This is a genomic window from Alcanivorax sp. (genome assembly GCF_002726155.1).
Taxonomy (GTDB): Bacteria; Pseudomonadota; Gammaproteobacteria; order Pseudomonadales; family Alcanivoracaceae; genus Alcanivorax.
Window position 1 is genome coordinate 1 of record NZ_PBSH01000024.1, and the last position, 12125, is coordinate 12125.

Genomic DNA, 12125 nt, shown 5'->3' on the forward strand with positions numbered 1-12125 from the left:
GCTGCGTTCTGCGTTCTGCGTTCTGCGTTCTGCGTTCTGCGTTCTGCGTTCTGCGTTCTGCGTTCTGCGTTCTGCGTTCTGCGTTCTGCGTGCTGCGTGCTGCGTGCTGCGTGCTGCGTGCTGTAGCGTGTAGCGTGCACCAAGCCTTATACTTTCCCCATGAACGCATTGATTCGCTACTTTCCCCAAGTTGACTACGATCCCTGCTGGCAGGCCATGCGAGATCTCACTGATCACCGTAATGCCCAACAGAACGACGAGCTATGGGTACTGGAACACCCTCCGGTCTTTACCCTGGGGCAGGCCGGCAAGCCTGAACATGTGCTCAATGCGGGGGACATCCCGGTGGTAAACAGTGACCGTGGCGGGCAGGTGACTTACCACGGCCCCGGCCAGACGGTGATTTACCTGATGCTGGATATCAAACGCCTGGGCCTGGGCAGTCGCGGCCTGGTGACCGCCATTGAGCAAGGCATTATCGATTTCCTTGCCAGCCTGGGCATTGAGGCCGTGAATCGGGATGACGCTCCCGGGGTCTACGTAAACGGAGCCAAGATTGCGTCCCTGGGGCTGCGCATCCGCCGTGGCGCGACCTACCACGGGCTAGCCATCAACCGGGACATGGATCTGGCCCCCTGGCAGCGAATCAATCCCTGCGGCCACGTGGGCCAGCCCATGACCACCCTGCAGGCACAGGGGATCAACCTGGATCGCCCTGCTCTGGAGCAACAACTGGTGACGTTATTAACCAAACGTCTGGGGCTGACACCCCGGACAGCCCCCCCTCCAGACTGGTACAATGCCCTCCAAGAGAACGTCACCACTGGCAGCGATCCTGACAGTGCCCTGACACCGCAGCCCAAGAGACTGTAGCCCACAGACACAGATGCCTGCCCCACCCTTTCGGCAGCACCCGACGGCAATGGAAACCCCATGAGCGAACAGGCCCAAGCCAAACGCAAAGTGCAAATCGGTGACAAACTACGCGGCGCCGACAAGGTCCGCACGATCCCCATGGTTAACGAAGAAAGCGGCTATCAACGCAAGCCGGACTGGATTCGTGTGCGCGTTCCCGCCAACGGGGAGATCCAGCGCATCAAGTCGCTGCTGCGCAAACAGAAACTGCACACCGTTTGCGAAGAAGCCGCGTGCCCCAATTTGCCGGAATGCTTCGGCGGCGGCACAGCCACCTTCATGATCATGGGTGACATCTGCACCCGTCGCTGCGCCTTCTGCGATGTGGGCTTTGGCCGCCCCAATGCCCTGGACGCAGAAGAGCCTTTGCACCTGGCAGAGTCAGTGGAAAACCTGGGCCTGAATTATGTGGTGATCACTTCGGTGGACCGGGATGATCTGGCCGACGGCGGCGCAGAACATTTTGCCGAATGCATCCGCCAGGTACGCACGCGCACTCCGGACACTCGCATCGAAATTCTCACTCCGGACTTCCGCCCCTGCCTGGATACCGCCGTGGAGATTCTCAGCGAGACCGCACCGGACGTGTTCAACCACAACATCGAGACAGTCCCGGAACTGTACAAGCACATTCGCCCCGGTGCCCGATACCAGCATTCACTGGATCTGCTCAAGCGCTACAAGGCGCTGCGCCCGGACGTGAGCACCAAAAGCGGCATCATGGTGGGGCTGGGCGAAACCTTTGAGCAGGTCATCAACACCATCAAAGACTTGCGCGCCCACGACGTGAACATGATCACCATTGGCCAGTACCTGCAACCGAGCAAGCATCACGCCCCGGTTGAACGCTTCGTGCATCCGGACGAGTTCCGTGAATACGCCCGCGTAGCCAACGAACTGGGCTTTACCTCGGTGGCTTCCGGCCCCATGGTGCGCAGCTCCTATCATGCTGATTTACAACATAAAGGCGTCGATGTGGGGCTGCACAAGCCCTGAGCCTGCGGCCACGCCCCGGGCGTGGCCGTTTAAATTTACATTTCCCACACTGTCGGTCCACTGACCCGGCCGCGGCTTTGCATTACGCTAGCGTTCAGTTCAACCCGCATTAATCCCGGCGGTTGTTGCCGTTACGATTTTTAAGGTTCCCGTGTCATGCCGAGAAGTGCAGTCCGCAGACAATCCCCCGCTTTTTTCTTGTTGGCCCTCTCCCTGGTCAGCACCCTGCTTGCCCGCCCCATACAGGCGGAAGTACCTGCACCGGTGATGGCCCCCGTGCTGGATGTGGCAAAAGAGCTGCAACTGCCCGAAACCGATCTGGCCGTGGCCTCGATTCCACTGGATGGCCCCGGAAAGGCCCGCTTCATGAACGCCGACATGCCATTGAATCCCGGCTCCATCATGAAGGTCATCACCACCTACGCTGCCCTGGAACTGCTCGGCCCCACCTTTCAGTGGCACACCCGCCTTTACACTGACGGCATCATTGAAGGCGAGACGCTGAACGGCAACCTGTACTTTGTCGGCAGCGGCGACCCAAAACTCACCGAAGAACGGCTGTGGTTGTTACTGCGTGAGTTACGCGCCATGGGCGTCAAACATATCGCCGGTGATCTGATTCTCGATGGCAGCGTTTTCAACCTGCCCAATGGCATCGCCGACTTCAACGATGACGGCGACAACCCCAATGCGCCCTTTCTGGTGGAGCCCAACGGCCTGCTCACCAACCTGAATGTTCTGCGCATTCGCGCTCGTGCAGACAACCGGGGCATCCACACCTGGACCGAGCCCGCGCTGAACGGCATCACCATCGACAACCAGCTGGTGTTCCGCGACTACGGCCGCTGCCCGCGACGCTATCAATTCGACTATGAACCCGTTGAGGCAGAAAACGGCACCACCACGATTACCGTCACCGGCGTACTGCCCAAAGGCTGCAGCACCAGCAGCTACCTGTCCGTGCTCAGCCAGCAGGACTATACCGGCGCCCTGCTGACCAGCCTGTGGCAACAGCTGGGCGGCACCCTGGCCGGCACTACCCGGGAAGGCCTGCGCCCCCGGGAGGACACCGAACTGCTGGTGACCACCTCCTCGCGGGATCTGGTCACCATGGTCCGCGATATCAACAAATGGAGTAACAACGTGATGGTGCGTCAGGTGTTCCTGACCCTGGGCGCCAAACGTCGCCAGCCCGGAGACAAGGATGATCTGGCCGCTGCAGAGCGGGAGATCCGTGCCTGGCTGGCCAGCAAAGGCATCGATAATCGAACCATGGTATTTGAAAACGGCGCGGGCCTGTCACGGATTGAACGCATCACAGCCCGACAAATGGCGCTGTTGTTGCAACATGCCTGGGAAAGTCGCTTTGCCGCAGAACTGATTGCCTCCCTGCCGCTGGTGGCCATGGACGGCACCATGCGCCGGCGCCTGGGCAACGCCGATATGGCCGGCATGGGCCACATCAAGACCGGCTCACTGCGCAACGTCCGTTCCATTGCCGGCTTTACCCGCGATGAGGACAACACCACCTGGGCGGTAGTCGCCATGGTCAACAACCCGCGCGCGTGGCAAACCGAGCCGGTACTGGACGCCTTCATTGAGCAGGTGCACCTGTCGACCCGTCCACCCAGCATCAGTACCGCCAGCCAATAAAGGGCCCGCCCCGTCTTGCCATGATGGTCACGGGGTTCTCTGCTATGCTCCCGACACACTGAGACGTCTTGCAGCGCACGATTCAATGCACAACGCACGCAACAGGGTGCGCTGAGACATGGCAGAGAGCCCTACTATGATTACTGTGCATCATCTGGAAAACTCCCGTTCCCTGCGTATCGTCTGGCTGCTTGAAGAGTTGGGCCTGGACTACGAAATCAAGCATTACGCCCGCAACCCGAAGACCATGCTGGCCCCAGCCGAGTTGCGCAAGATTCATCCTTTGGGCAAGTCCCCGGTCATCACCGATGGCGACACCGTCATTGCCGAATCCGGCACCATTATCGAATACCTGGTACAGCGCTACGGCAACGGCCAATGGCAGCCCGCGCCAGAGGATGACCAATGGCTGAACTACCGCTACTGGCTACACTACGCCGAAGGCTCGCTGATGCCCTTGCTGGTCATGAAGCTGATCTTCAGCCATATCGCCAAAGCCCCCATGCCCTTTTTTGCCAAACCCATCGCCAAAAAAATCAGCGGCAAGGTCACCGGCACCATGCTGGACCCGCAGCTGAAAAATCACCTGGCCGTCATTGAACAACACCTGGCAACGCAGACCTGGTTTGCCGGCGACAGCCCATCCGGGGCCGACATCCTGATGAGCTTTCCCCTGCAGGCAGCCTCTGCCCGTGCGGACCTGAGCCAACTGCCTTCGATCCAGCGCTTTGTGGCACAGATGGAAGCACGCCCTGCCTACCAGAAAGCGGTGGAACGGGCCGGCCCGCTGACGCCGATGCGTTAACAGGACGACCATGACTCAGGCACCAGAAGACGCCATTCTGGCCAGCTGGGCGGCCAATGCCGCCCCCTGGATCGCCCTGCTGCAAGGCTGTGGCATCGCCAGCCGCCAGACCACCAATCCGGCAATCATCAATGCCATTAATCGCTACCAGCCAGACTCGGTGCTGGATGTGGGCTGCGGCGAGGGGTGGCTGTGCCGGGCACTGGCCGCAGAAAATAACGCGCCGATCACCGCGATCACCGGCGTGGATGCCATTGCGGCGCTGGTGGAAAACGCCCGGGCACAGCACCCCGGCGGCACCTACCTGTGCAGTGACTATTCGCGATTATCCAGTGCCCTGAACGGCCAGACATTTGCCGTTATCGTATGCAATTTTTCTCTCTTTGGTGAGCATTCCGTTGCGCAAGTACTCGCAACGCTAAAACAACACCTGCGCGCTGACGGCACCCTGCTGATACAAACCCTGCATCCTCTCATGGTCTGCAACGGAGACTACCGTTCAGGCTGGCGGACCGGTAGCTGGGCCGGCTGTAGTGGCGCCTTCCATGACGCCCCTCCCTGGTATTTCCGCACATTGTCGGATTGGCTGGCGCTTCTTCAGCAACAGGGTTTGCACGTTTACATGGAAGAACCCCTGGATCCGCAAACGCACACGCCCTTGTCTGTTATCTTCCACGCCCGGCAGCCATAAACCCTCGCGCTCCGGCCCGCTACAGTAATCCCACAAGCTATAACAAAGTCACGATGGTTAACCTTGCCCGTGCTTTATAGGATTGCCACAGAATCGTTCGCACTCCAACAATAATCACAGTGTGGCTGCCCCATGATACTGCTCTATTTCGCTGTCAGTTTTCTTATCGGTCTGTTACTTCTGCAAGGCCTGAACCGGCTCCTTCGCATCCCTTTTTCAACCACAAAGACTCCGTCGGCCTTTCGCGTTCAGCAACCTGCCGATCGGGGCTGCGACGTTGATAACACCCTTCCCGCATTAAACCTGGCGCTGCTCTCCACCCGGCAACCCACACAACACCGTTAACGCTTCACCGTACCCTGAAGGTGATGAACCAGCACAAATATTCAAAAACTGTTAAACCAGCGAACCAAACGGCAAAAGCGTATTCTAAGCAGTAATACAGAAGGGAAACCTGCAAGGGAGTGATGTTCATGAAGACTTATTTCGCCGCCGCCGTTCTCGGCTGCACCGTTGCGTTTGCCGGCTGCCAGAGCCAGCCTGAAGCACCGATCAACCCAACCGCCCAGAAAGAGATCTACAGTGGGATGCTTCCCTGTGCAGACTGCTCCGGTATTCGCACCACGTTAACCCTGTACCGGGATCAGTACGATAGCCCCACCCGCTTCGAGCTGCGAGAAGAGTATATGAGCGGCTCCACCGTGAAACTGAATGCCGTGGAACGGGGTGACTGGGCATCGCGCAAATACCAGGAAGGCGTTACCCAGGAAGACGTCTACACTATCAACCCCGAGGCCGATGACGACGCCCAACGCCAGTATCTCAAGGACGCGGTCAATGCCATTGAGCAACTGGACCAGTCCGGCAACCGGATCGAATCGAACCTGAATTACCGTTTGCTCAGCAAATAATCCGTATCGGTAGAACAAAAAGGCGCTTCGGCGCCTTTTTCGTGCCCACTCCCTCGTCAGCCCTTTTACCTGCGGCATTTTGCCGCTACCTGTGAATACATCCCAAATAGGAATGACTTGCATTAACAGAGTAAAACTCTTAGTATTGCGAACCCTATTCAACCCTTGACGCTAATGTAATTGCCGCGCGCCACCCTGTGACGCCCTGTCATCAGGCTTCCATTATTACGCGGTAGACTACATAAGCCTTTGTGTACCCAAGACCGGGCACCTGATCATTTGCCCATAGCTGGAGTTTTCCATGCCCCCAATTTCCCTGCACTTGCCGGAATGGTTTGTCAGTGGCGGCGCCACCATGTGGGTCCTCGCCCTGTTGTCCGTGATTGCCCTGGCCACGCTGATTTCCAAGATCCTGCAATTTGCCCGTATCCGCCCCGGCAACAGCCGCCAGGCGGACCAGCTGCTCAACGCGCTGCGTCAGGGCAAGCAACCCGGCGAGCCCGCTGGCAAACTGAACAGCCCCATCGACCGGGTTCTCTGGCAGTGCTGGCAAAACCGTAATCTGGACGAAGCGGCCTGGCAGGAAGAGAGCCTACGCCTGGCACGCAGTGGTCTGGATGAATTACGCGGCGGTTTGCGGGTGTTGGAAGTAATCAGCGCCATCGCCCCGTTGCTGGGCCTGCTGGGTACCGTATTCGGCATGATCGGTGCGTTCCAGGCATTGGAAACCGCCGGCTCGCAGGTGGACCCTTCCATTCTGTCCGGGGGTATCTGGGAAGCCCTGCTCACCACCGCCGCTGGCCTGAGCGTGGCGATCCCGACGTTGGCCGCGTTCCACTGGGCCGACCGCACCATCGAGCAATGCCGCGAAAAGATGCAGGACCGCTTGTCCCGCCTGAAAGTACTGCGCAACAACCACACGGCTCCCGAACCTCTGGAAGAGGATCGCGACCCGTCGGTGTCGCATGCATATTGAACCGGAGCGTCATCGCACGCCCTTTATCAGCCTGACACCACTGATTGATGTGGTGTTCATCCTGCTTGTGTTCTTTATGCTCGCTACCCGTTTCGGCCAGTACCACGATCTGCCCGTGAACGTTCAGCCTGCAGACAGCACCGAGCAGCCAGATGAACACTGGCTGGTGGTTGAAGTGCAGGCCAGTGGCATGCTGACCCTCAATGGCGTCAGCTTTACCCCGGCTGCCGTGGCCGACCGCCTGGACACCAGCAAGACCAAGGTGTGGGTCACCGTGAATCCGGACGCCACCCTGCAACAGGCACTGACCGCTGTCGACGCCATGAAAGCCGCCGGCGTTCGCGATGTACAACTGGAGCTGTTGCCATGATGATCATGGAAACCTCATCACGCAGACCGCCCCTGGAGCCGGTACTGCCACTGATCAATGTGGTCTTCCTGCTGTTGATCTTCTTTATGCTGGCCGGGCAACTGGCCAAGCGCCCCACCGTGGCGGTGGAAGCCCCCATGAGCCAGACCGCCAACGGCGAAGAAGCCCGGGACAAGCTGCTGCTGGTAATGCAGAACGATGGCCAATGGTTTGCCGAAGACAGCGCCGAGCCGCTCAGCGACGAGGCACTGCTGGCCCTGCTCGGTGACAAACCCGAAGAAGCGGAAGTGCGCCTGCTCGCCGACGCCGGGGTCACCATGCAAGCCTTGCGTGGTCGCCTGGAAACCCTGCAGGGCATGGGTGTAGAACAGGTTCGCCTGGTCACCCAGAGTGACGCAGCCGCTGAAAGCGCAAGCGAGGAGGCCCAATGAAACCTCGCAACCTTACCGCCTGGATTGTCTCCATTCTGGTTCACGTCAGTGTACTGGTCACTGTTGGCGCGATGACCCTGGCCGGCGGCCGCCCTGCCAAACCCGGCGTGAGCGAAATTGCCATCAACTTGTCGGCGCCACCGGCCCCGAAAGCCGCGGCGCCAGCACCACAGCCCAAGGCCCAGCCTGCACCGCAGCCAAAACCGAAGCCCAAACCCAAACCAAAGCCGAAACCCAAGCCCAAACCGGTAGCGAAGCCAAAACCGAAACCGGAGCCCAAGCCTGAGCCGACGCCCGAACCGCAGGTAGCAGAAACCAAACCGACGGAAACCCCGGATGAGAGTGTCAACGAAGAGGCCTCCACCCAGCCGCTGACCCAGGGCGCCAAGGGGATGGCAGGCGATCCGGGCAAAGGGGTCCATCAATCCGGCGACACGGAAAACGCGCTCAACAAATACCTGGCCAAAGTCCGCGATACGATTGATTACAACAAGCAGTATCCGCACCGGGCCAAGATGCGCCGCCAGCAAGGTACGGTGAAAGTATCCTTCGTCATCAACGCCTCCGGCCGCGCTGAACAGGTCGAAATCACGGAAAGCTCCGGCAGCCGCATTCTCGACCGGGCCACCAAGGAACTGGTTGCACGCCTGCGCTTTGATGCGCCCCCCAAGGAGCTGGATAGCAGCAGCATCCCGGTGCGAGTCATTGCGCCAGTGGACTACGACCTTAGCAACGGCTGACCATGCCGGCGGTGCCCCTGCCACCGCCGGTAGTTGATCCCCTCCCGACCAGTCTTTACTGTTTAACGTGCAATCCAGCGCGGCCTGTCAGGCCGTTTTGGCCTGCCACGACGAACTCTCATCTTCATTATACGGAAAAGGTCTGTGAGCCCATTAACACTGGCATTACTCCTCAGCCTGGCCGCCGGCCTTAGCATGGCGGTTGGCGCGCTGATCGGCGTGCAGCAGCATATCGCCAGAAGCTGGCTGGAGCAGGAAGTTCGCCACGGCGTGATTGCCTTCGGCGGCGGGGCTCTGCTGGCAGCCGTGGCCCTGGTGCTGGTCCCCGAAGCCGTCAAGCACCACAGCCCGTTTTCCGCCACCGTGCTTTTTGTCAGTGGCGGGCTGGTGTTCATGCTGATCGACCGGGCGCTGGCAAAACGCGGCGGCGCCATGTCGCAATTACTAGCCATGCTGCTGGATTTTGTGCCTGAAGCCATCGCCCTGGGCGCGGCGCTGGCCAGCGGCGGCAGCCAGGCCTACCTGCTCGCCTTCCTGATCGGCATGCAGAACATGCCCGAAGGGTTCAACGCCTACCGGGAAATCTACAACAGTGATGGTAATACGCTATCCAAAAGCCGCATTGTGCTGGCTTTTGCCGGCATGGCATTGCTGGGGCCACTAAGCGCCTGGTTAGGCTTCGAGGTATTGGTGGAACAACCCTTTATTCTTGGCGGCATCATGTTGTTTGCCAGTGGCGGGATTCTGTACCTCACCTTCCAGGACATTGCTCCGCAGGTTCCCCTGGAAAAACACTGGATGCCCGCTCAAGGGGCGGTGGCAGGTTTTGCGCTGGGGCTGGTGGGGCACCTGTTGGTGCAGTAAGTTGGAAGTACACAGTTAAAAGTTGAAACGCGACAACAGCTACCCTGAGCTAAAACGCAAGAGGCCGCGCCCAAGCTGTGGGCGCGGCCTCTTGCCGCAGGAATATTGAATGCCTGGCGCGCGTTTTATCTTTGTACTCTCAACTCATTCCCCCCAACGCTTCACCAAGGTTTGCTCCACACCAAGATGATCCAGCAACCGGGCCACCATAAAGTCCACCAGATCATCCACGCTTTGTGGCTGATGATAGAAGCCCGGCGCGGCCGGCATGATAGTGACACCGAGGCGGGCAAGCTTGAGCATGTTTTCCAAGTGAATGGCGGAAAACGGTGATTCGCGAGGTACCAGAATCAACTTGCGCCCTTCCTTGATTGCCACATCCGCAGCGCGCTCAATCAGGTTATCACTGGCGCCCGTGGCAATAGCGGACAGGGTTCCGGTGGAACAGGGACACACCACCATCGCCGCTGGCGCGCCACTGCCGGAGGCCACCGGAGCCGTCCATTGCTCCAGCCCGCAGACGACCAGCCATCCCTTGTCGGTCTTTACCCACTCACGCAGAGCCTGCTCGGCCTGCCCGGTGCCAGCCGGCAACTTCAATTCGGTTTCCGTCCCGATGACCACCCGTGCAGCCTTGGACAGCAGCACAAACACCTCGCATTCCGCCTCCAGCAGGCACTGCAGCAAACGCAGCCCGTAGGGCGCACCGGAAGCGCCGGTGAAAGCAAGCGTAACCCGTTGCGTCATGACCCCATCCCGACACCTCTGGCCATCATCGCAGCCAGAATCGGCATCAATATCACCAAATGAATTTCCGCCACCAGCACGCCGCGCAGGTTGCGTTGCAGCTTGTCATCAATTTCCGGCACGTGGCCGGCGTTTACCGATTTGCGCCACCCCAGCAGCACCTTAGTGGGGTACAAGCTCAGCAAGGCAATCAATACAAACAGCGTGACCTTGCCATGGAACCAGGGGTTCGCAAGATAAAAATCCCAGCCTTTTTCTGTCCAGCCGGCCCGGGCCAGACCACTGATCAACACCATCAATGCCGACAGACCATAACCGATATCCAGCCACAAGAGCGTACGGATATTGCGTTCATTGATACCGGTACGCCACAGCAACAGCTCGCCATACAGGCAAGCAAACAACATCAGAATGCTGAGGTAATGGACCGAAGCCCAGAGTACAGACCAGAACATGGCAACCTCCTTGAAACCGCATCACGCCACACGCTTCAAGCTACAACGCGTATTAGCTTGTACTGTTCACAAACCTGGCCCCGCGAATAAAGTCAGGGCGCGGACATGGCCACTCATAACATGAACAGCCAGAACGCGTTGCTGCTTGTGGCGTGAAGCGTTTATTCAGCCAGCGCATCCAGCAGCTTCTGGTGAATACCGCCAAACCCGCCGTTGCTCATCACCACCACATTCAACGGCTCGCCCTTGTGGCTCACTACTTTGGCCACAATCTCATCCAGCGATTCACTGACCGATGCGGGCACTGGCGACTCGCTCAGAACCGAATCCAGCGACCAGTCCAGGCCCGGTGGCTGATACCAGATTACCTCATCGGCACAACCTGTGCTGCCTGCCAAGGCCGCCTTGTGATTTCCCAGACGCATGGTGTTGGAGCGAGGCTCAATGATCGCGAGAATCTTGCCGTCGCCCACCTTGCGCCGCAGCCCATCCAGGGTGGTGGCAATAGCCGTGGGATGGTGGGCAAAGTCGTCGTAAACCCGCACGCCATCCACCTCGCCGCGCAGTTCCATGCGCCGCTTCACTCCCACAAATTCCGATAACGCCGCCGCGCCATCGGCCAGGGTCACCCCTACATGCCGGGCCGCCAGTAACGCGGCCATGCCATTATTGACGCTGTGACGACCGGTCTGGTCCCACCGCACCAGGGCCACTGGCTCGCCGTTTTCCAGCACGGTAAAGACCGAGCCGTCGTCCTGATCCAGCCGGAAGCCCAGCGCTTCATCTTCCCCAAAGCGCTCCACTTCACTCCAGCATCCCTTATCCAGCGTCTCCTCCAGCGCGGTTTCACCGTGGGGCAGGATCAACCGTCCGGTGGACGGGACTGTGCGAATCAGGTGATGAAACTGGGTCTGAATAGCCGCCAGATCGGCAAAGATATCCGCGTGATCAAATTCCAGATTATTGAGGATCACGGTACGGGGGCGGTAGTGCACAAACTTGCTGCGCTTATCGAAAAATGCCGTGTCGTACTCGTCCGCCTCCACCACAAAAAAAGGCGTCTCGCCCAGCCGGGCAGACACACCAAAATTACCTGGCACACCGCCGATCAGGTAACCGGGATTTAAGCCCGCGTATTCCAGAATCCAGGCCAGCATGGAACTGGTGGTGGTCTTGCCGTGGGTGCCGGACACCGCCAGCACCCAGCGCCCGGGAAGCACCACTTCTTCCAGCAACTGCGCCCCAGAGGTATACGGCAAGCCGCGATCCAGCACCGCTTCCACCGCCGGATTCCCCCGACTCAAGGCATTACCCACCACCACCAGATCCGGCGCCGGCTCCAGCTGGGCCGGATCGTACCCCTGGGTCAGGGTGATACCGGCCGCCGCCAGCTGATCACTCATGGGCGGATAAACATTCTGGTCACTGCCGGTGACGTGGTGCCCCTGGGCCTTGGCCAGCTGCGCCAGCGACCCCATGAAGGTGCCGCAAATACCGAGAATATGAATATGCATGGGAAGGGACTGCCAACATTTAAATTCCCTGCACCATAACGGCAAGGGCCCCCAAGG

General features: G+C 59.5%; 14 protein-coding genes. 11 read left to right on the forward strand and 3 right to left on the reverse strand.

What is annotated here, in order from left to right:
- The first annotated feature begins 159 nt into the window (after window positions 1–159).
- The 11 genes from lipB (at window position 160) to CL546_RS07110 (ending at window position 9352) form a co-directional block, all read left to right on the forward strand.
- On the forward strand, window positions 160–873 hold the full coding sequence (lipB, locus tag CL546_RS07060; RefSeq protein ID WP_290493873.1) for a lipoyl(octanoyl) transferase LipB: 714 nt from the start codon (window positions 160–162) through the stop codon (window positions 871–873).
- Between the two features lie 60 nt (window positions 874–933).
- On the forward strand, window positions 934–1911 hold the full coding sequence (lipA, locus tag CL546_RS07065) for a lipoyl synthase (RefSeq protein WP_007149951.1): 978 nt from the start codon (window positions 934–936) through the stop codon (window positions 1909–1911).
- A 156-nt stretch (window positions 1912–2067) separates the two neighbouring features.
- A complete protein-coding gene (dacB, locus tag CL546_RS07070; RefSeq protein ID WP_290493874.1) occupies window positions 2068–3564 on the forward strand; it encodes a D-alanyl-D-alanine carboxypeptidase/D-alanyl-D-alanine endopeptidase in 1497 nt (498 codons plus the stop codon).
- A 136-nt stretch (window positions 3565–3700) separates the two neighbouring features.
- On the forward strand, window positions 3701–4369 hold the full coding sequence (locus tag CL546_RS07075) for a glutathione S-transferase (protein WP_290493875.1): 669 nt from the start codon (window positions 3701–3703) through the stop codon (window positions 4367–4369).
- 10 nt (window positions 4370–4379) lie between these two features.
- Window positions 4380–5060 carry a class I SAM-dependent methyltransferase gene (locus CL546_RS07080; protein WP_290493876.1) on the forward strand — a complete coding sequence of 227 codons (681 nt, stop codon included), beginning with the start codon at window positions 4380–4382 and terminating at the stop codon, window positions 5058–5060.
- 473 nt (window positions 5061–5533) lie between these two features.
- Window positions 5534–5971 carry a copper resistance protein NlpE gene (locus CL546_RS07085; protein WP_290493877.1) on the forward strand — a complete coding sequence of 146 codons (438 nt, stop codon included), beginning with the start codon at window positions 5534–5536 and terminating at the stop codon, window positions 5969–5971.
- Window positions 5972–6272: 301 nt separating this feature from the next.
- A complete protein-coding gene (locus CL546_RS07090; RefSeq protein ID WP_290493878.1) occupies window positions 6273–6947 on the forward strand; it encodes a MotA/TolQ/ExbB proton channel family protein in 675 nt (224 codons plus the stop codon).
- A complete protein-coding gene (locus tag CL546_RS07095) occupies window positions 6937–7317 on the forward strand; it encodes an ExbD/TolR family protein (protein ID WP_290493879.1) in 381 nt (126 codons plus the stop codon). The genes CL546_RS07090 and CL546_RS07095 overlap by 11 nt, the downstream gene beginning before the upstream one ends.
- Window positions 7314–7748, forward strand: coding sequence for an ExbD/TolR family protein (locus CL546_RS07100; RefSeq protein WP_290493880.1), 435 nt, complete (start codon window positions 7314–7316; stop codon window positions 7746–7748). Before CL546_RS07095 ends, CL546_RS07100 begins: the two co-directional genes overlap by 4 nt.
- On the forward strand, window positions 7745–8488 hold the full coding sequence (locus CL546_RS07105) for an energy transducer TonB (RefSeq protein WP_290493881.1): 744 nt from the start codon (window positions 7745–7747) through the stop codon (window positions 8486–8488). The genes CL546_RS07100 and CL546_RS07105 overlap by 4 nt, the downstream gene beginning before the upstream one ends.
- Window positions 8489–8632: 144 nt before the next feature.
- Entirely contained in the window at window positions 8633–9352 is a 720-nt protein-coding gene (locus CL546_RS07110; RefSeq protein ID WP_007148840.1) for a ZIP family metal transporter, read from the forward strand.
- Between the two features lie 144 nt (window positions 9353–9496).
- Here the strand turns inward: CL546_RS07110 and CL546_RS07115 are convergent, their stop codons facing one another.
- From CL546_RS07115 to mpl, 3 genes are all read right to left on the reverse strand, one after another.
- Window positions 9497–10099 (reverse strand): flavin prenyltransferase UbiX, encoded by a 603-nt coding sequence (locus CL546_RS07115; RefSeq protein WP_290493882.1) that lies wholly within the window; start codon window positions 10097–10099, stop codon window positions 9497–9499.
- Window positions 10096–10554, reverse strand: a complete 459-nt coding sequence (locus CL546_RS07120; protein ID WP_290493883.1) for a DUF2214 family protein — start codon at window positions 10552–10554, stop codon at window positions 10096–10098. Before CL546_RS07120 ends, CL546_RS07115 begins: the two co-directional genes overlap by 4 nt.
- 161 nt (window positions 10555–10715) lie before the next feature.
- Window positions 10716–12068, reverse strand: a complete 1353-nt coding sequence (mpl, locus tag CL546_RS07125; protein ID WP_290493884.1) for a UDP-N-acetylmuramate:L-alanyl-gamma-D-glutamyl-meso-diaminopimelate ligase — start codon at window positions 12066–12068, stop codon at window positions 10716–10718.
- Window positions 12069–12125: the final 57 nt, after the last annotated feature.